The organism is Sphingomonas oligophenolica, assembly GCF_006438955.1.
GTDB lineage: Bacteria > Pseudomonadota > Alphaproteobacteria > Sphingomonadales > Sphingomonadaceae > Sphingomonas > Sphingomonas oligophenolica_A.
Map to the genome: position 1 here is coordinate 347309 of NZ_RCZK01000001.1, position 18922 is coordinate 366230.

21 protein-coding genes are annotated in these 18922 nt (G+C 67.7%); 9 read left to right on the forward strand and 12 right to left on the reverse strand.

Features of this window, described 5'->3' with window-relative positions:
* The first annotated feature begins 75 nt into the window (after positions 1 to 75).
* Positions 76 to 1959, forward strand: coding sequence for a signal peptide peptidase SppA (sppA, locus tag EAH84_RS01790; protein ID WP_140866749.1), 1884 nt, complete (start codon positions 76 to 78; stop codon positions 1957 to 1959).
* Positions 1960 to 1963: 4 nt separating this feature from the next.
* Positions 1964 to 2521 carry a GNAT family N-acetyltransferase gene (locus EAH84_RS01795; RefSeq protein ID WP_140866753.1) on the forward strand — a complete coding sequence of 186 codons (558 nt, stop codon included), beginning with the start codon at positions 1964 to 1966 and terminating at the stop codon, positions 2519 to 2521.
* Here the strand turns inward: EAH84_RS01795 and EAH84_RS01800 are convergent.
* On the reverse strand, positions 2518 to 3171 hold the full coding sequence (locus EAH84_RS01800) for a trimeric intracellular cation channel family protein (protein WP_140866757.1): 654 nt from the start codon (positions 3169 to 3171) through the stop codon (positions 2518 to 2520). The two genes, EAH84_RS01795 and EAH84_RS01800, sit on opposite strands and share 4 nt — an antisense overlap.
* Before the next feature lie 130 nt (positions 3172 to 3301).
* Between EAH84_RS01800 and ychF the strand changes: the two genes are divergently transcribed.
* Both ychF and EAH84_RS01810 read left to right on the forward strand, forming a co-directional pair.
* A complete protein-coding gene (ychF, locus tag EAH84_RS01805) occupies positions 3302 to 4399 on the forward strand; it encodes a redox-regulated ATPase YchF (RefSeq protein ID WP_140866762.1) in 1098 nt (365 codons plus the stop codon).
* 123 nt (positions 4400 to 4522) lie between these two features.
* Positions 4523 to 5734 carry an MFS transporter gene (locus EAH84_RS01810; RefSeq protein WP_140866765.1) on the forward strand — a complete coding sequence of 404 codons (1212 nt, stop codon included), beginning with the start codon at positions 4523 to 4525 and terminating at the stop codon, positions 5732 to 5734.
* Between the two features lie 35 nt (positions 5735 to 5769).
* On the opposite strand, the gene EAH84_RS01815 is transcribed toward EAH84_RS01810, so the two are convergent.
* Positions 5770 to 7011 carry a dipeptidase gene (locus EAH84_RS01815; protein ID WP_241656402.1) on the reverse strand — a complete coding sequence of 414 codons (1242 nt, stop codon included), beginning with the start codon at positions 7009 to 7011 and terminating at the stop codon, positions 5770 to 5772.
* A gap of 202 nt (positions 7012 to 7213) precedes the next feature.
* On the opposite strand from EAH84_RS01815, the gene EAH84_RS01820 reads away from it, so the two are divergent.
* Positions 7214 to 7621 (forward strand): (R)-mandelonitrile lyase, encoded by a 408-nt coding sequence (locus EAH84_RS01820; RefSeq protein WP_338326023.1) that lies wholly within the window; start codon positions 7214 to 7216, stop codon positions 7619 to 7621.
* A gap of 27 nt (positions 7622 to 7648) precedes the next feature.
* On the opposite strand, the gene EAH84_RS15855 is transcribed toward EAH84_RS01820, so the two are convergent.
* The 8 genes from EAH84_RS15855 to gltX form a co-directional block, all read right to left on the reverse strand.
* Complete coding sequence (locus EAH84_RS15855) at positions 7649 to 7816, reverse strand: hypothetical protein (RefSeq protein WP_161978311.1); 168 nt, start codon at positions 7814 to 7816, stop codon at positions 7649 to 7651.
* Between the two features lie 50 nt (positions 7817 to 7866).
* On the reverse strand, positions 7867 to 8286 hold the full coding sequence (locus EAH84_RS01825) for a hypothetical protein (protein ID WP_140866774.1): 420 nt from the start codon (positions 8284 to 8286) through the stop codon (positions 7867 to 7869).
* A gap of 42 nt (positions 8287 to 8328) precedes the next feature.
* A complete protein-coding gene (ribH, locus tag EAH84_RS01830) occupies positions 8329 to 8748 on the reverse strand; it encodes a 6,7-dimethyl-8-ribityllumazine synthase (protein ID WP_140866777.1) in 420 nt (139 codons plus the stop codon).
* A 93-nt stretch (positions 8749 to 8841) separates the two neighbouring features.
* Entirely contained in the window at positions 8842 to 9918 is a 1077-nt protein-coding gene (ribB, locus tag EAH84_RS01835; protein WP_425326435.1) for a 3,4-dihydroxy-2-butanone-4-phosphate synthase, read from the reverse strand.
* Between the two features lie 49 nt (positions 9919 to 9967).
* Positions 9968 to 10573, reverse strand: coding sequence for a riboflavin synthase (locus EAH84_RS01840; RefSeq protein WP_140866782.1), 606 nt, complete (start codon positions 10571 to 10573; stop codon positions 9968 to 9970).
* A complete protein-coding gene (gene ribD / locus EAH84_RS01845; RefSeq protein WP_241656403.1) occupies positions 10573 to 11640 on the reverse strand; it encodes a bifunctional diaminohydroxyphosphoribosylaminopyrimidine deaminase/5-amino-6-(5-phosphoribosylamino)uracil reductase RibD in 1068 nt (355 codons plus the stop codon). The genes EAH84_RS01840 and ribD overlap by 1 nt, the downstream gene beginning before the upstream one ends.
* Positions 11628 to 12041 carry a hypothetical protein gene (locus EAH84_RS01850; protein WP_241656404.1) on the reverse strand — a complete coding sequence of 138 codons (414 nt, stop codon included), beginning with the start codon at positions 12039 to 12041 and terminating at the stop codon, positions 11628 to 11630. Before EAH84_RS01850 ends, ribD begins: the two co-directional genes overlap by 13 nt.
* Entirely contained in the window at positions 12041 to 13372 is a 1332-nt protein-coding gene (gene gltX, locus EAH84_RS01855) for a glutamate--tRNA ligase (protein WP_140866784.1), read from the reverse strand. The genes EAH84_RS01850 and gltX overlap by 1 nt, the downstream gene beginning before the upstream one ends.
* Before the next feature lie 92 nt (positions 13373 to 13464).
* Between gltX and EAH84_RS01860 the strand changes: the two genes are divergently transcribed.
* Entirely contained in the window at positions 13465 to 14400 is a 936-nt protein-coding gene (locus EAH84_RS01860) for a ribose-phosphate pyrophosphokinase (RefSeq protein WP_140866786.1), read from the forward strand.
* 154 nt (positions 14401 to 14554) lie between these two features.
* Here the strand turns inward: EAH84_RS01860 and EAH84_RS01865 are convergent, their stop codons facing one another.
* Entirely contained in the window at positions 14555 to 14887 is a 333-nt protein-coding gene (locus EAH84_RS01865; RefSeq protein WP_140866788.1) for a pilus assembly protein PilZ, read from the reverse strand.
* 25 nt (positions 14888 to 14912) lie between these two features.
* A complete protein-coding gene (locus tag EAH84_RS01870) occupies positions 14913 to 15431 on the reverse strand; it encodes a sterol desaturase family protein (RefSeq protein WP_140866790.1) in 519 nt (172 codons plus the stop codon).
* Between the two features lie 123 nt (positions 15432 to 15554).
* Here EAH84_RS01870 and sucC point away from each other — a divergent pair, with 123 nt between their 5' ends.
* The 3 genes from sucC to EAH84_RS01885 all read left to right on the forward strand — a co-directional run bounded on the left by sucC (position 15555) and on the right by EAH84_RS01885 (position 18666).
* Entirely contained in the window at positions 15555 to 16754 is a 1200-nt protein-coding gene (gene sucC / locus EAH84_RS01875; RefSeq protein WP_140866792.1) for an ADP-forming succinate--CoA ligase subunit beta, read from the forward strand.
* A 118-nt stretch (positions 16755 to 16872) separates the two neighbouring features.
* Entirely contained in the window at positions 16873 to 17619 is a 747-nt protein-coding gene (locus EAH84_RS01880; protein ID WP_140866794.1) for an electron transfer flavoprotein subunit beta/FixA family protein, read from the forward strand.
* A 105-nt stretch (positions 17620 to 17724) separates the two neighbouring features.
* Positions 17725 to 18666 carry an electron transfer flavoprotein subunit alpha/FixB family protein gene (locus tag EAH84_RS01885; protein ID WP_140866796.1) on the forward strand — a complete coding sequence of 314 codons (942 nt, stop codon included), beginning with the start codon at positions 17725 to 17727 and terminating at the stop codon, positions 18664 to 18666.
* Positions 18667 to 18922 lie beyond the last annotated feature (256 nt).

The following is an 18922-nucleotide window of genomic DNA, read 5'->3' on the forward strand; positions in this document are numbered from 1 at the left end:
CATCCCGTGCCAGAAAGAAGCGTATTGCTCCGGCATGACACTTCCGGCTAGATCGCTGCGACCGAGGAGAATGACGTGAAACTGCTGCGTGGCGCATGGAAGCTGTTGGTGGCGATCAAGGATGGGCTGGTGCTCATCGCGATGCTGCTGTTCTTCGGCCTGTTGTTCGCCGCGCTGAACGCACGCCCCGGCAGCAAGCCGATCCACGACGGCGCGCTGGTGCTCGATCTCGACGGCGCGATCGTCGAACAGCCCGAAGATCCCGCGCCGTTCGCCGCGCTGTCGGGCCAGCCGATCGCGCGCCAGTTCCGCGCGCGCGACCTGATCCGCACCATCGACGCCGCGCGCAGCGACGATCGCGTCAAGGCGCTGGTGCTCGACCTCGACGGGTTCGGGGGTGCGTATCCGGCGACGTTGAACGAGGTCGGCAACGCGATCCGCCGGTTCCGCGACACCAGGAAGCCCGTGCTCGCCTATGCGACCGGCTATACCGACGGCGGCTATCGCCTCGCCGCCAACGCCAGCGAAATCTGGGTCGACCCGCTGGGCGGCACGATGTTCGCAGGGCCGGGTGGCAGCCAGCTCTATTACAAGGGGCTGATCGACAAGCTCGGCGTCAACGCCCACGTCTATCGCGTCGGCAAGTTCAAATCGTTCGTCGAACCCTATACCCGCAGCGACCAGAGCCCCGAGGCGCGCGAGGCGAGCCAGGCATTGTATGGCGTGCTGTTCGCCGACTGGCAGGAGGCGGTGAAGACCGCGCGGCCCAAGGCGCAGATCGCGCCGTTCCTCGCCAACCCGCAAGCGCCGATCCTGGCCGCCAACGGCGACGTGTCGAAGGCCAACCTGGCCGCGGGGCTGGTCGACAAGCTGGGCGACAAGGTCGCGTTCGGGCGCCGCGTCGCCGCGATCGTCGGTGGCAACGATGCCAAGCCCGCGGGCTGGTACGACACGATCGACTATGACGATTATCTCGGCGCACACCCGCTGCCGACCGCGGGCGACGCGATCGGCGTCGTCACCATCGCGGGCGAGATCGTCGACGGCAAGGGCGGGCCTGGCACCGCGCATGGCGACACGATCGCCAACGCGATCCTGAAGGGGCTCGCCAAGAAAAACCTCAAGGCGCTGGTCGTCCGGGTCGATTCGCCGGGCGGATCGGTGCTGGCATCGGAGAAGATCCGGCTCGCGATCCTGGAGGCCAAGCGCCAGGGGCTGCCGGTGGTGGTGTCGATGGGCGGGCTCGCGGCGTCGGGGGGCTATTGGGTATCGACCCCGGGCGACGTGATCTTCGCCGAACCCTCGACGATCACCGGGTCGATCGGGATTTTCGGGATCATCCCGACCTTCGAGAACACGCTCGCCAAGATCGGCGTCACCACCGACGGGGTGAAGACGACGCCGCTGTCGGGTCAGCCCGACATCCTGGGCGGGACGAGCCCCGCGTTCGATGCGATCCTGCAGGCGACGATCGAGAACGGCTATCGCGAATTCATCGCGCGGGTCGCGCAATCGCGCCACATGACGCCGGCGCGGGTCAACGAGATCGGCCAGGGCCGCGTCTGGGACGGCGGCACCGCGCACCAGCTTGGGCTGGTCGACCGGTTCGGGACGATCGACGATGCGATCGCGGAAGCCGCGCGGCGCGCCAAGCTCGATCCCGCCAAGGTCCATGCCACCTATCTCGAAAAGAAGCCCGGCTGGGCCGCCGAACTCGCCAAGTCGCTGCGCGACAAGGACGACGATGAGGATACCGTGGGCACCGACGCGTTCGCGCGGATCGCGGGGGACCGGCGCGCGACGCTGGCGCGCGCGATCGGCGACGTCAAACGGCTCGCGACGACGACCGGCATCCAGGCGCGCTGCCTCGAATGCGGTGGGCTCGGCCCGCGCGCGGCGAGCATCGCGGATAGCCGGTTGCTCGATATCGTGCTCGCGAAGCTCGGCTTCGGGGGCTGACGCGTTGATCGCGATCCGCGCCGCGCGCGCCGACGATGCCGCCGCGATCGCCGCAATCTATGCGCCGCACGTGCTGGTCGGCACCTCGTCGTTCGAGGTCGAGGCGCCCGACACGCGGGCGATGAAGGCGCGGATGGCGGCGTCGGACGGGCTGTATCCGTGGCTGGTCGCGACCACGGGCGAGGACGACGGCGTGCTCGGCTACGCCTATGCGACGCGGTTCCGCGATCGCCCCGCCTATGCGCATACCGTCGAGACCTCGATCTACGTCGCCGACGTCGCGCAGAACCAGGGCGCGGGGCGGCTGCTGTACGAGGCGCTGATCGACACGCTCCGCGCACAGGGCTTCACCCAGGCGGTCGGGACGATCGCGCTGCCCAACGACCGCTCGATCGCGCTCCACGAACAGATCGGGTTCAGGCGCGCGGGCGTGTTTCGCGAAGTCGGCTACAAGCTCGGGCGGTGGATCGACGTCGGCTTCTGGCAATGCGACCTCGCCGCTCCCGCGACGCCGCCCGCCCCGCCGCGCCGCTTCGCCGAGATCGGGGTCGTGCGCGGCTAACGGAGCCCGCGATAGGCGGGGAGCGCGAGGCGGTAGTGGATCGCGATCGCGCGCAGGCCGAAGCCCAACGCTGCCGCGATCACCGCGGCGACCAACCGGACCGTGCCGAGTTCGACCAGCGCGACATAGCTTGCCGCCGACAGCGCCGCGGCGGTGACGTAGAGTTCGGGGCGCATCAGGATCGACGGTTCGCCCGCCAGCACGTCGCGGATGATGCCGCCGACGCACGCGGTGATCACCCCCATCACCGCGGCGGGCACCGGCGGGACGCCATAGGTCAGTGCCTTGGCCGCGCCATAGACCGCATAGGCGCCGAGGCCGATCGCATCGAACCAGGCGAGCGCGCGATCGGACCACCAGCGTTGCGGCGTGATCCAGATCACGAGCGCGACGAGCAGGCACGTCGCCGCCGCGCGCGCGTCCTGGACCCAGAACACCCGCGCGCCGATCAGCAGATCGCGCACCGTGCCCCCGCCGACCCCGGTGATCAGCGCGAAGAACGACAAGGTTACGATCGTCTGCCCGCGCTTGGCGGCCGCGAGCGCACCCGAGGCGGCGAAGACCCCCAGCCCCGCCAGATCGAACCACGGCGCGAACGCAGGGAGCAGCGCGGCGGCGGGCGAGAGCGAGGGGGCGAAGGTGGCGGGCATGGTGCGCCCTAGCAATCAGACGCTCCGCCGTCAGCCGGATTTCGGCACGCCCGCTGCGAAAACCGTGTCAGGCTGGCAATCGGGCGCCCGCTTCTCTAACGCCGCGGCGACACATCAAAAGGTAAGTGACATGGGTTTCCGTTGCGGCATCGTGGGCCTTCCCAATGTCGGCAAATCGACGCTGTTCAACGCGCTGACCGAAACCGCGGCGGCGCAGGCGGCGAATTATCCGTTTTGCACGATCGAGCCCAACGTCGGCAACGTCGGCGTCCCCGACAAGCGGCTCGACAAGCTCGCCGCTATCGCGGGATCGCAGAAGATCATCGAAACCCAGCTCGCGTTCGTCGACATCGCCGGGCTGGTGCGCGGCGCGAGCAAGGGCGAAGGGCTGGGCAACCAGTTCCTCGGCAACATCCGCGAGGTCGACGCGATCGTCCACGTGCTGCGCTGTTTCGAGGATGGCGACGTGACGCATGTCGAGGGCAAAATCGATCCGATCGCGGATGCCGAGACGGTCGAGACCGAGCTGATGCTGTCCGACCTCGAAAGCCTCGAAAAGCGCGTACCGAGCCTCGCCAAGAAGGCCGCGCAGGGCGACAAGGAGGCCAAGATCGGCGCCTCGGTGCTCGGCCAAGCACTCGACCTGCTCCGCGACGGCAAGCCCGCGCGGCTGACCGTGCCCAAGGACGAGGAAGAAGCGCGGGTGTTCAAGGGAGCGCAGCTGATCACCAGCAAGCCCGTCCTCTACGTCTGCAACGTCGACGAAAGCGACGCCGCGCACGGCAACGCGCTGTCGGCGCGGGTGTTCGACAAGGCGAAGGCGGAGGGCGCCGAGGCGGTCGTCGTGTCCGCCGCGATCGAGGCGGAGATCGCGACGATGCCGCCCGCAGACCGCGGCGATTTCCTCGGCGAACTGGGCCTCGAGGAAACCGGGCTCGCGCGCGTCATCACCGCGGGGTATAAACTGCTCCACCTGCTGACCTTCTTCACCGTCGGGCCGAAGGAAGCGCGCGCCTGGACCGTCCATGACGGCGCTTCCGCGCCGCAGGCCGCGGGCGAGATCCACGGCGATTTCGAAAAGGGCTTCATCCGCGCCGAAACGATCGCCTACGACGACTTCGTCGCGCTCGGCGGCGAAGCGCGCGCGCGCGAAGCGGGCAAGCTGCGCGCGGAGGGCAAGGGCTATGTCGTGCAGGACGGCGACGTGATGCACTTTTTGCACAGTTGAAGGTCCAATTCGGCGACAAGTGGGTCGCGCTCGTTCCAGCAACCCCTAATCGCGCCGTGCGGCAATCCGACGAACCGGTGGCGGGGATCGGCATCCGCTGGATTAGCGCGTATCGCGTACGCCATGTCGTTCTCGCCCGCCGCCACTAGCGACCATGACCGCAGGTCGACCGGGTTCCTGCTCGTCTTTGCGCTCGCCAATGTCGGCGGGGTCATCGGTTATCTACCGCTGCTCACGCTCCTGCTGCCGCTCAAGATCGAGGGGCTGGCGGGGGACGCGCATTTCGGGGTCTTTACCGCGACGATCGTGGTTGGCGCGATCGCCGCGAGCATCGCCAACATCGCGTTCGGCTGGGCCAGCGACCGCACGCTCGCCCGCGGCGGCGAACGACGGGGATGGGTCGCGGGCGGCGTGCTCGCGACCGCAATATCCTACGCGGTCATCGCGTTGGCGCACACGCCCGCGCAGATCATCGTCGCGGTCGGGCTGTTTCAAGTCGCGATCAACATGCTGCTCGCGCCGTTGTTCGCGATCATGGCGGACGAGATTCCCGATCCGCAAAAGGGGTTGACCAGCGGCTGGCTGGCGCTTGCGAACCCGGTCGCGTCCGGGCTGTCCGCGGTGCTGGTCGGCCTGGTGTTGCTCGGCGACGGCGCCCGATTTGGCGTGCTGGGCGTCGCGATGGTCGCGTGCACGATGCCGCTGTTGCTGGCCCGCGCGCGCGCGGTAGGACGGCGCGCAGCGGCAACGATCCGACCCGCCGTCGCCCGCCGCGATCTGGCGATCGCGTGGGGATCGCGGATGGCGGTGCAGGTCGCGGGGAACGTCCTGGCACTGTACCTGCTCTATTATTTCGAAAGCTTGGAGCCGGCGATGCCGCATGGCACCATCGCGGTGCGGGTCGGGCGATTATTGGCGATCGCCTATGCGCTGCCGCTGCCCGTCGCGGTGATCGCGGGGCGGCTGTCGGACCGGATCGGTCGGCGCAAACCGTTCCTGCTGGCGGCGGCAATGGTGGCGGCGGGCGGGCTGGTCGCGATGGCGATCGGCGGCAATTGGCGGCTTAGCGCGGCAGGGTTCGCGCTCTACGCGGTCGGATCGGCGGTCTTCCTCGCGCTCCATGCGGGGTTTGCGATGCAGTTGCTGCCCGATCCGCGGCACCGCGGACGCGATTTGGGTCTGATCAACCTCACGAACACGCTGCCCGCGCTCATCGGGCCGGTGCTGGCATGGTTGCTGGCCACGCCCAGCAATTTCGCGGGGTTGATGGTGATCCTGGCGGTGTTGACGTTCGGCGGGGGGCTGGCGATCCTGGCGATCGACGGGAACCGCTAGGCTGTCGTGACCAGGGGTGCATTGGATGGCACCGCTTAGCGCGCGGTGGCGTCGATTGGGGGTTGGGCGGCGAGACTGGTCGCGACCGCCTCGACGCGTTCCATCACGCGCAGGATGTTGCCGCTCGACAGCTTGGCGAGATCGGCGTCGTTCCAGCCGCGGCGTGCGAGTTCGGCGAAGACGAGGGGATAGCCGTCGACCCCCTTCATGCCTGCGGGCCCGGTGCCGTTGATCCCGTCGTAATCGCCGCCGATCCCGACATGGTCGTGGCCTGCGACCGCGACGATGTGGTCGATATGGTCGGCGACGTCCCTGGCGGTGGCCTGGGGTTCGGGGTGCGCGGCATCCCAGGTCGCGAGCGGCGCGGGTGAGCGCGGGCCGTAGATGTCGGCGGGAACGCCGATCGACTTGGCATAGTCGGTCCGCAGTTTGTCCCACGCGCGCCACGCGTTCGACAGGAAGGCGGGGTAGAAATTGACCATCGCGACGCCGCCGTTTCTACCGATCGCGGCGAGGAGGTCGTCCGGAATATTGCGCGGGGCGTCGGTGATCGCGCGCGCGCCCGAGTGCGAGGCCATCACCGGAGCTTTCGATACCGCAAGCGCGTCGCGCATCGTGGTATCGGCGACGTGGCTGACATCGACGATCATGCCGAGGCGGTTCATCTCGGCGACGACCTGTTTGCCGAACGCGTTCAATCCGCCCGCGCGCCCATTCGTTCTGGGGTCATCGGTCGAGCTGTCGGCCCATTCGAGGCTCTTGCCGTGGGTCAGCGTCATATAGGCGACACCCAATGCCTTGTACTGGCGCAGCACCGAGAGGCGGCCGTCGATCTGGTGCCCGCCCTCGACCCCGATCAGGCTCGCGATCCGCCCCACCTGTTCGATCCGGCGGATGTCGGCGGCGGTGGTGGCGAGTGCGAACGCGGTCGGGTTGGCGGCGACGAAGCGGCGGACGATGTCGATCTCCTCCAGCGTCATCTCGACCGCGCGCGGGCCGGCCGTGTCGGCGGGGATCCACACCGACCAGAATTGCGCGCCGACATGGCCGCGACGGAGCCGCGCGATATCGGTCTGGAGCGGATGGGGGAGTTTATCGGTATCGCGGGTGAGGTCGGTCGCCTCGACCTTGCCGCCCTGCGCGTCGCGCAATTCCCAGGCGAGGTCGTTGTGGCCGTCAACGATCGGCGCGGCGGTGAGGACGCGAGCGATTCGGGTATCGACGGTCTGCGCGGCGGCGGGGGTGGCGACGAGCACGGCGAAAAGCGCGAGCGACATTGACGACATTGACACGGAATGGGGTGGTTTGCGGCGTCTCCGCAAAGGGCTGGCGGCGCGGCGGATGGAGCGGGCGGAGGTACGGATCGACATGCCTGCATTCGAGCATATCGCGCCGGTGTAGGACAGGGATTTCGCCGGGGTTGGTGCGCGGATGAACGATCGCGCTGCCGGACGGTTTGGGTGTCAGACCGACAGGAGAATGACGATGGAGATCACGCGCAACGGATCGCGCCCCTCAAGCCAAGGCCCCGCGGACTGGTTCACGGGCACGGTGCGGATCGATCCGCTGCTCGCGACCGAACCGCCCGCGCGCGTCGCGGGGGCGGTGGTGACGTTCGAGCCCGGCGCGCGGACCGCGTGGCATACCCATCCGCTCGGCCAGTCGCTGGTCGTGACCGCGGGACTCGGCTGGGTCCAGCGCGACGGCGGCACGATCGAGGAAATCCGCCCCGGCGACGTCGTCTGGATCGCGCCGGGGGAGAAGCATTGGCACGGCGCGACCGCGACCACCGCGATGACGCATATCGCGATCCACGAGGCGCTCGACGGCAACGCGGTCGACTGGATGGAGCAGGTGAGCGAGGCGGACTATCTGGCGCGCAGCTGAGCGGCGCGGATGACGCCCGGCGACGCGTCACGCCTTGTCGCGATCCTTGTAGTTGGGTTTGCCGCCGCTGCCGTCCGGATAATCGTCGGGGGTGACGGTCGCCTGGTTTTCGACCGCCTGTTCGTCGCCCGGATCGCGGGGTGAGCCATCCGGCTTGAAATCGCCACCGGGCTTGTTGGGTTGCTGGTCAGACATCGTCGTTCTCCGTTCGAGGCGCCAACGCGTGAACCGACGATTCGGGTTCGTTACGCCCCGTTGCGGTCGAGCCAGCCGGTGGCGAGCGAGCGGAGCGCCGCGCGCGGCTTAGTGCCGCCGACGACCGGGATCACGATCAATGCCATGGGGAAGAAGGTCGCAACCGCGATCAGGATCGCGACGCCCAGCGCGAGGCCGACCCACACCGGCCGGAGCGTTTCGCCGGTCAGCGTCACGCGGCGCGGGCCGTGATCGTCGAACCAGCGCGCGGTGAGGAGTTCGCTGGTGCCGTCGAACTTGACGGTGCTGAGCCGGGGGAGCGCTCCACCCTCCATCGGTTCGGGCCGACCTGCGCGCGCGCGGGTGCCGCCGGGACGCGTGTCGATCACCTCGAGCCGCCGCCCGCGCTCGACGATCCGGTAGCGCGACGGGGGGATGTCGGTCGGGCTGCGAGCCGCGATCCACGCCAAGTCGGCGGCGCTTCTCGACCGAAGGCCCGACCGGCGACATCGTCAGCCCAGCCGGTCCCGGAGCGCGAGCATCGCGAGCGCGGCGTGGGCTGCGCCGCCGCCCTTGTCGAGCTGCGCGGGGTCGGCGCGGGCGATCGCCTGGGCTTCGTTTTCGGTGGTCAGAATGCCGTTGCCGATCGCGATGCCGTCGAGGGTGAGCGCCATGATCCCGCGCGCGCTTTCGCCCGCGACGATCTCGAAATGATAGGTTTCGCCGCGGATGACGACGCCGAGCGCGACATAGGCGTCGTAGCGGTCGGTGCCGATGCCGAGCGCGATGGCGCCGGGGATTTCGAGCGCGCCGGGGACGGTGATCGTCTCATGCGTGTGCCCTGCGGCCTCGATCGCGGCGCGTGCGCCCGCGACGAGCAGGTCGTTGAGGTGGTCGTAGAAGCGGGCTTCGATGATGAGGACGTGGGCCATCTATATTCCTTGCGGCGTCACCCCGGGCTCGACCCGGGGTCCCGCTGTCATCAAAAAAGCGGGACGCCGGCTCAATGGCCGGGGTGACGGAGGTCAGTCGACGTCGATCGCGCGTTCGCCGACGATCGAGAGGCCGTAGCCGTCGAGCCCGACGAGCGTGTGATGCGTGTTGGTGAGCAGCACCATCTCCTCGACCCCGAGTTCGGTGAGGATCATCGCGCCGACGCCGTAATCGCGCAATTCCTCCATGTCCGCCTTTGGCAGCGTGCCGGTCTTCATCTTGAGCGCGACGGTGAACGCGTCCGACCGCTGTTTGTTAATGACGACGATGACGCCCGCGCCTTCCTCGCCGATGATTTCCATCGAGCGCTGGAGCAGGCTGGCGCGTTCGCTGTCTTCGCCGAACACGTCGGCGAAGGTCGACAGCGCGTGCATCCGGACCAGCGTCGGCGTGTTGGGATCGACCTTACCCTTGACCAGCGCGATCTGTTCGGTGCCGGTCGCCTTGTTCCAATAGGTGAGCGCGGTCCACTCGCCGCCCCAGCGGCTAGTGAACTTCGCCTCGGCGCGCTTTTCGACGAGATGGTCGTGGCGGCGGCGGTACGCGATCAGGTCGCGGATCGTGCCGATCTTGAGGTTGTGATGCTGCGCGAAGGCAACGAGGTCGTCGAGGCGGGCCATCGTGCCGTCCTCGTTCATGATCTCGCAGATCACGCCCGACGGATTGAGCCCGGCGAGGCGGGCGACATCGACCGCGGCTTCGGTATGCCCGGTGCGCACCAGTACGCCGCCGTCGCGCGCGACCAAGGGAAAGACGTGGCCGGGGGTGACGATTTCGTCCTTCGACTTCGACGAATCGATCGCGACCGCGATGGTGCGCGCGCGATCGGCGGCGCTGATCCCGGTGGTGACGCCGTCGCGCGCCTCGATCGAGGTGGTGAAGGCGGTTTCGTAGCGGGTGCCGTTGTGGCGGCTCATCAGGTCGAGCCCGAGTTCGTCGACGCGCTTCTTGGTCAATGCGAGGCAGACGAGCCCGCGGCCGTATTTGGCCATGAAGTTGATCTTTTCGGGCGTCGCCATCTGCGCGGGAACGACCAGGTCACCCTCGTTCTCGCGATCCTCGTCGTCGACCAGGATGAAGATACGACCGTTGCGCGCCTCGTCGATCATCTCCTCCGGGCTGGAAAGGAAGCCGTGGCGCAACCGGGACAGCTCAGGCTTATTTGGCACGATAATGCTCCATCCGTTGGAGGTAGCGGGCGAGGACGTCGATCTCGATGTTGACCGCCTGCCCGGCGTCGAGCGCGCCGAGCGTCGTCATCGCTTGGGTATGCGGGATGATGTTGACCGCGAAATCGGTAGTGTTGCCGTCGTCCTTGACCGCATTGACGGTCAGCGAGACGCCGTCGATCGTGACCGACCCCTTGGTCGCAAGGAAGGGCGCGATCTCGGTGCCGACGCGAAACCCGATCCGCTTCGAATCGCCGTCGGCGCAGACGCCGATCACTGCGGCGATGCCGTCGACATGGCCGGTGACGATATGCCCGCCGAGCTCGTCGCCCAGCGCCATCGCGCGTTCGAGGTTGAGGCGCTTGCCCTCGGTCCATTGCCCTTGCGCGGTGCACGCGATCGTCTCGCCCGATACGTCGACCGCGAACCAACCCGATCCCTTGTCGACCACGGTGAGGCACACGCCCGAGCACGCGATCGATGCGCCGAGGTCGATGGTCGTGGTGTCGTAGGCGGTGCGCACGACGATGCGCGTGTCGCCCGTTCGCTCGATCGATTCGATCGCGCCGATATCGGAGATGATTCCGGTAAACATCAGGCTGCCTCGTAGACCTCGACCCGATCGCTGCCAAGCTGGCGCGCGTCGTGGAGCCGCCAGCGCCCGTGCGCGGCGGCGAGGTCGGTGAGGCCGATGTCGCCGAGCGCGGGGGTGCCGCCACCGATCAGGATCGGCGCGCGGTAGAGGATGAGGCGGTCGACGAGGTTGGCGCGGAGAAACGCGGCGGCGGTCTGCGCGCCGCCTTCGACGAGGAGGTGGTCGGCGGGGAGGGTGCTTATGGCGGCGGGGGAGGTGAGCCAGATATTGTCCTCTCCCTTCCCACCGGCTGCGCCGGCGGGCACCTGCCCTCTCCCGCCGGGAGAGCGAGGGAGGCGCAACGCGCCGGAAGGGTGAGGGCGGGAGGCGGACAGGATGACTCGCAGTGGCGACCGCTCTTCCAACCCCGGAAGTCGCACGTCGAGTGCGGGCGAATCCGCCTCCCACGTCCCCCGCCCGACCAGGATCGCGTCGTGCCGGCTGCGCTCCAGATGCGCGTGGGCGCGCGCGTCGGGGCCGGTGATCCAGCGGCTGGTGCCGTCGGCGAGCGCGATGCAGCCGTCGAGGCTGGTCGCGAGCTTCAGGGTGACGTGCGGGCGGCGGTGGCGCTGGCGGGTCAGGAAGCCCGCGATCGCGCGCGCGGCGTCGGCGGCGCGGATATCGGTCTGCGTCGCGATTCCTGCCGCCGCGAGCCGCGCGAGGCCGGTGCCGTCGGTGCGCGGGTCGGGATCACGCAGCGCGACGACGACGCGCGCGATGCCCGCCGCGACGAGCAGGTCGGCGCACGCGGGGCCGCGCGGCGATTCATGCGCGCACGGTTCGAGCGTGGTGTAGCAAGTTGCGCCGCGCGACTTCGCGCCCGCGGCCGCGAGCGCCATCGCTTCGGCGTGGGGGCGGCCACCGGGCTGGGTCCAGCCGCGCCCGACGACGCGGCCGTCGTTGATGATCACGCAGCCGACATTGGGATTGGGGGCGGTCCGCCCGCGCCCGCGCTCGCCTAGCGCCAGCGCCGCGCCCATCCAGCGATCGTCGTCGCGCCCCGACTCGCGGGCGGTCAGATTCCCCATTTGCTCAACGTATCGTCGAGCTTCTTGAACTGTGCGCGGCGCGCGTCGCGTTGCGCCTGTTGGTCGGCCAGGCGCTTGGCCTTCACCTTCTGGTCGATCTTCTGCGCGGCGCGGATTTCAGCGTCGGTGCGACTCATCGGCCATTGTTCGACATAGATGATGTCGGCGCGATACGGCGGCGGCGCGATGTCGTTGCGCGCGAACAGATAGATGAGGAAGCCGGTGGCCGCCATCGCGAGCATCAGAAACACGATCTCGTATGGCGGGCGGGTGGCGAGGTACGAGCGAAGATCCTGAATCGCGCGGACCGGGGAGAAGCGGGCGAAGAACGACATGCGGCCAAGATAAGCGGGCGGGGCCGACGATGCCAGCCCCGCCACCGGGTTGTGCTGCCGCCTCATCAGCCCGCCGCAAGCCGTTCGATCGCCCGCTCCCGCCCGATCAGCGGGAGCAGCGCGGCCATGTCGGGGCCTGAACCGCGCGCGGTGAGCGCCTGGCGAAGCGGCAGGAACAGCGGCTTGCCTTTGCGCCCGGTTTCCGCCTTCAGCGCTGCGGTGAGCGCGTGCCAGGGGTCGGTGGACCAGTCGATCGTCGCGGCGAGCGCGGCGGCGCGGTCGAGGAAGCCGCGGGTGTCGGCGTCGACCACGGGCGGGTCGATCGGGCCTTCGACCACGTGCCACCAGTCGGCGACATCGCCGAGCGTGGTGAGGTTGGGGCGAATCGCCAGCCACGCCGCTTCGTCGACGCCCGCTGGCACGCGGTCCACGACCACGCCATGGGGCAGCTGGTGGAGGATGCGCGCGTTGAGCTGCGCGAGTTCGGCCTCGTCGAACCGCGCGGGGGCGCGGCCGAAGCGCGCGAAATCGAAACTGTCGACCAGCTTCTCGCGATCGACGATCGGTTCGACCGGGTCGCTGGTCCCGAGCCGCGCGAGCAGCGCGACGATCGCCTGCGGTTCGATCCCCGAGTTGCGGAAATGATCGACCCCGAGCGAGCCGAGCCGCTTCGATAGCTTGCCCTCGGTGCCGGTCAGCAACGCCTCGTGCGCGAAGCGGGGGGGCTCGACGCCCATCGCGGCGAACATCTGGAGCTGGAGCGCAGTGTTCGAGACGTGATCCTCGCCGCGGACGACATGGGTGATGCCGAGATCGGCGTCGTCGATCGCGCTGGGCAGCATGTAGAGCCACGAACCGTCGGCGCGGCGGATGACGGGGTCGCTCATCGTCGCGGCGGCGAAATGCTGGGGGCCGCGGATCAGGTCGTCCCATTCGATTCCCGCATCATGGTCGAGCCGGAACCGCCAGTGCGGCTTGACGCCATCGGCGTCGAACGCCGCGCGCGCTGCGTCGGTCAACGCCAGCGCGGCGCGATCGTAGATCGGGGGGAGGCCCCGCCCCAACTGGATCTTGCGCTTGAGGTCGAGTTCCTGCGCGGTTTCGTACGCGGGGTAGACGCGCCCCGCCGCGACGAGATCGTCGAACCGCGCCTGGTAGAGCACGAAGCGTTCCGACTGGCGGACCATCGCGTCGGGTTCGAGCCCGAGCCAGGCGAGATCGGCGCGGATGCCGTCGACGAACCGTTCCTCGCTGCGGTCGGCATCGGTGTCGTCGATCCGGAGGACGAAGCGCCCGCCGTGCTGGCGCGCGAACAGCCAATTGTGGAGCGCGGCGCGGATGTTGCCGACGTGGAGCGCGCCGGTCGGCGACGGCGCGAAACGGGTGGTGACGGTCATCCCCGAGGCTGTAGGCGCGACCGCGGGACCGGCAAAGCCCTTCCGATCCGCGGAATGCGCGATTAAGGCGACGCCTTCGGGAGACGACACGCATGAAACTGATGACCGGCAATTCGAACCTGCCGCTGGCACGCGAGATCGCAGGCTATCTCGAGATCCCGCTGACCGACGCGCTGGTGCGGCGCTTCGCCGACGAGGAAATCTTCGTCGAAATCCAGGAAAATGTCCGCGGCGAGGACGTGTTCGTGCTCCAGTCGACCGGGTTTCCCGCCAACGACAACCTGATGGAATTGCTGATCATGACCGATGCGCTGAAGCGCGCGTCGGCGAAGCGGATCACCGCGGTGATTCCCTATATGGGCTATGCGCGGCAAGACCGGAAACCGGGACCGCGGACCCCGATCTCGGCCAAGCTTGTCGCCAATCTGATCACCGTCGCAGGTGCCGACCGGGTGCTGTCGGTCGACTTGCACGCGGGGCAGATCCAGGGGTTTTTCGATATCCCGACCGACAATCTGTACGCCGCGCCGGTGATGAGCGCGGACATCAATGCGCGGTTCAAGGGCAAGAACATGATGATCGTGTCGCCCGACGTCGGCGGGGTGGTGCGCGCGCGGCAACTCGCCAAGCGACTCGACAACGCGCCGCTCGCGATCGTCGACAAGCGCCGCGAGCGCGCGGGCGAATCGGAGGTGATGAACATCATCGGCGAGGTCGAGGGGCGGTTCTGCATCCTGATCGACGATATCGTCGATTCGGCAGGCACCCTATGCAATGCGGCCGCCGCGCTGAAGGAAGCGGGTGCGGAGGATGTGGTCGCCTATGTCACCCACGGCGTGCTGTCGGGCGGCGCGGTCGCGCGGGTCGAGGGATCGGAACTGCGCGAACTGGTGATCACCGATTCGATCGGCAACCATGATTCGATTCGCAGCGCGGGCAAGATTCGCCATCTCCCCATCGCGGCGCTGCTCGGCGAGGCGATCAAGCGGATCGCGGACGAGACGAGCGTGTCGTCGCTGTTCGATTGATTGCTCCCCTGCCTTGAAAGTAGAGGAGAGGAGTCAGTGATTGCTCAGTGGGGCCACGACGACGGCAAAGCCGCCGTCGGACGGGTTCGCCTTGCGAACCGCCGTCCGGTCGATCGCTTGCGCGTGCCGCGCATTGGCGCGGGCGTGGCCGCGCCTAGCGGTTCGACAACGCAATAATATGGTCGAGCACCGCGGGATGGAGCGGTTTGGCGAAGGCGCAGCCGTATTTGAACTTGTCGCGCCAGGCGACCACCGCCTCGAGACCCGCGAGTCCCGGCAGCGTCAGCCAAACGACGGTGCCGGGCCAGAGCGTGAAGCTGGTTTCGGCGCGAAACCCCGACATCGACAGGTCGGTGACCTCGATCTCGAACCGGGTCTGCCCCCGATCGCGCAGGTGCGCGCGCATCTTGACGGACTTGCGCAGCGCGCGGCGCGCGTCCTCGTCGATGATGGCCTTGAAAGGCGCATTGAAACTCGGCTGTTCCATGACGCGCCTTGTGCCACGCCAGTGGTTACTTTTCGGCTAATGCGCGATCCGGCTGCGGCGCGCGGATGCCCTGGCGGTCGCGGCGCTTGATTTCGGCCTTCAACCTTGCGGGATCGGGGGCGACCAGAAAGCCGAAGCTGACGGTGCCGCGCCGGGTTTCGACGACGTGGTGCAGCCGGTGCGCCTGGATGATCCGCTTCATATAGGTCGAGCGGGGCAGGTAGCGCGTCGGAATGCGGTTATGGACGATGATGTCGTGGAAGCCGAAATAGATCGCGCCATAGGCGGCGATGCCCGCGCCGATCCACGCATGGCCCGGCCACCAGCCGAGGCTGACCCCGCCGAGGATCAGCGTGATCGACGGCAGCGCGAAGATCACCGCGTAGAGATCGTTGAGTTCCCACTTGCCCTCGCGATGGCGGTGGTGGCTGGCGTGGAGGAACCAGCCGGGGCCATGCATCACCCAGCGGTGCATGACATAGGCGAACCCCTCCATGCCGATGACGGTGACGAGCAAGAGCAGGATTCCGAGCGGCCAGGACATGCGAGTTCATATAGTGGCGACCGCCGGTGAAGGCGAGCGGGGTGAGCGGGGGTGGATTCACCCGTCGCCTTATGCTTTAGGCCGGTCCATTCCCGTTTTTCGAAAAAAGCCGAGGGCCGCTTCATGAACATCCACGAATATCAGGCGAAGGAACTGCTGGCCACGTTCGGCGTCCCCGTTCCCGCGGGCTTCGGTGCGCTGAGCGTCGAGGAAGCTGTGGCGGCGGCGGGCAAGCTGCCCGGACCGCTCTATGTCGTCAAGGCGCAGATCCATGCGGGCGGCCGCGGCAAGGGCAAGTTCAAGGAACTCGGCCCCGACGCCAAGGGCGGCGTCCGCCTCGCCAAGACCGCGGACGAGGTGCGCGCGGCGGCGACCGACATGCTCGGCAACACGCTGGTCACGATCCAGACCGGCGACGCGGGCAAGCAGGTCAACCGCCTCTACGTCACCGACGGGGTCGACATCGCCAAGGAATTCTACCTCGCGTTGCTGGTCAACCGCGCCACGGGTCGCATCTCGATGGTCGCGTCGACCGAGGGCGGGATGGACATCGAGACCGTCGCGCACGACACGCCGGAAAAGATCCACAGCATCGACATCGATCCCGCGACCGGCTTCATGCCGCATCACGGCCGCGCGGTCGCCGCCGCGCTCGAGCTGACCGGCGATCTCGCCAAGCAGGCGACCAACACCGCGTCGAAACTGTACGACGCCTTCATCGGCACCGACGCCGAGCAGATCGAGATCAACCCGCTCGCGGTGACCGATGACGGCAAGCTGATGGTGCTCGACGCCAAGATGGCATTCGACGGCAACGCGATGTTCCGCCACCAGGACCTGATGGAACTGCGCGACGAGAGCGAGGAGGACGCGTCCGAACTCGAGGCGAGCAAGTACGACCTCGCGTACATCAAGCTCGATGGCGACATCGGCTGCATGGTCAATGGTGCGGGCCTCGCGATGGCGACGATGGATATCATCAAGCTGAACGGCATGTTCCCCGCCAACTTCCTCGACGTCGGCGGCGGTGCCACGACCGAGAAAGTGACCGCGGCGTTCAAGATCATCCTGGCCGATCCCAATGTGAAGGGAATTTTGGTCAATATCTTCGGCGGGATCATGAAGTGCGACATCATCGCCGACGGGATCGTCGCGGCGGCGAAGGAAGTGAACCTTTCGGTGCCGCTGGTGGTTCGGTTGGAAGGCACGAACGTCGCGGCGGGCAAGGACATTTTGTCCAATTCCGGCCTGGCGATCGTGCCTGCTAACGATCTGGGCGATGCGGCGCGGAAGATCGTCGCCGAGGTGAAGAAGGCCGCCTGAACGACAACCGTCGCCTCCCACGTCATGCCGGCGAAGGCTGGCATCTCCCCGATCGGGAGCGCGACCCAACCAGGAGACCCCAGCCTACGCTGGGGTGACGAGCTGGAGAGGATTGAGAATGAAGGTATTGGTCCCCGTCAAGCGCGTGCTTGATTACAATGTGAAGCCCCGCGTGAAGGCGGACGGGACGGGGGTCGATCTGGCCAACGTCAAGATGAGCATGAATCCCTTCGACGAGATCGCGGTCGAAGAGGCTATCCGCCTGAAGGATAAGGGCGTCACCGAGATCGTCGTCGTCTCGATCGGCGAGCAGAAATCGCAGGAGACGCTGCGCACCGCGCTGGCGATGGGCGCGGATCGCGCGATCCTGATCGTTAGCGAAGAAAAGGTCGAGCCATTGGGCGTCGCGAAATTGCTGAAGGCGATCGTCGACGAAGAGAAGCCCGACCTCGTCATCCTCGGCAAACAAGCGATCGACGACGACAACAACCAGACCGGGCAGATGCTCGCAGGGTTGCTCGGCGTCGGCCAGGCGACGTTCGCGTCGAAGGTCGACCTCACCGCGACCAACGTCACGGTGACGCGCGAAGTCGATGGCGGGTCGGAGACCGAGGAGTTGTCGCTGCCCGCGGTGATCACCGTCGACCTGCGCCTCAACGAGCCGCGCTATGCCTCGCTGCCCAACATCATGAAGGCGAAGTCGAAGCCGATGGCGAACAAGACGCCCGCCGATTACGGCGTCGACGTGACGCCGCGATTGACGACGCTGAAGGTCGTCGAGCCGCCCAAGCGCTCGGGCGGGGTCAAGGTCGCCGATGTCGACGAACTGGTCGCCAAGCTGAAGGCGATGGGCGTCGCGAAATAGTCCACGCCGTTCGGGCTGAGCCTGTCGAAGCCCGTTTGAGACTCACCGCCCTTCGACAAGCTCAGGGCGAACGGTTCGGGGACACCCCCGGGAAGGTTTGAAACGATGAAGACTCTGGTTTGGGTCGAACATGACGGCAAGACCGTCAAGGATGCCACGCTCGCGGTGGTCACTGCCGCGGCGCAACTCGGTGAGGTCCACCTGCTCGTCGCAGGGCAAGGCGTCGACGCGGTCGCCGCGGAAGCCGCCAAGATCGCGGGCGTCGGCAAGGTTCATGTCGCCGACGACGCCGCGTTCGCGCATGCGCTGGCCGAGAATGTCGCGCCGCTTGTCGTCGAGTTGATGGGGCATCACGACGCGTTCCTCGCGCCCGCGACCACGCACGGCAAGAACATCGCGCCGCGGGTCGCCGCACTGCTCGACGTCATGCAGATCAGCGATATCCTGTCGGTCGAGTCGGAAGATACGTTCACCCGCCCGATCTACGCGGGCAACGCGATCGCGACCGTCCAGTCGAAGGACGCCAAGAAGGTCATCACCGTCCGCGGCACCGCATTCGAAAAGGCCGCGACCGAGGGCGGATCGGGCGCGATCGAGAAGGTCGCGTCGACGGGTGGAGCCAACGCGGATGGGGGCCTGTCAGTGTTCAAGGGCCAGGAAATCGCCAAGTCCGAACGCCCCGAACTGACCAGCGCGAAGATCATCGTGTCGGGCGGGCGCGCGCTGGGATCGTCGGAGCAGTTCCACGCGCTGATCGATCCGCTCGCCGACAAGCTCGGCGCGGGGGTCGGTGCGAGTCGTGCGGCGGTGGACGCTGGCTATGCGCCCAACGATTACCAGGTCGGGCAGACCGGGAAGATCGTCGCGCCCGAAGTCTATGTCGCGGTCGGCATTTCTGGCGCGATCCAGCATCTGGCCGGGATGAAGGATTCCAAGACGATCATCGCGATCAACAAGGACGAGGACGCGCCGATCTTCCAGGTCGCGGACCTCGGGCTGGTCGGCGATTTGTTCAAGATCCTGCCCGAGCTGACCGAGAAGCTGTAGGGGTCGGCCGCGGCCACGAAAAAGGGGCGGTGCGCAATGATCGCGCCGCCCCTTTTTTTATTCTTCAGTCCTCCCCCTGGCGGGGAGCGCAGGGTTGAATGGCCCCCGGCCATTCAAGATCACGCGGGGCGTGATTGACCCTGCTCTGTGGCAGCGTAGCTGACGGAGGGGGCGGATACGGAACGAGAGATGGTCGCTTCCCGCCCCCTCCGACCCGCTCGCGCGGCCCACCTCCCCCTGGCGGGGGAGGATTTAG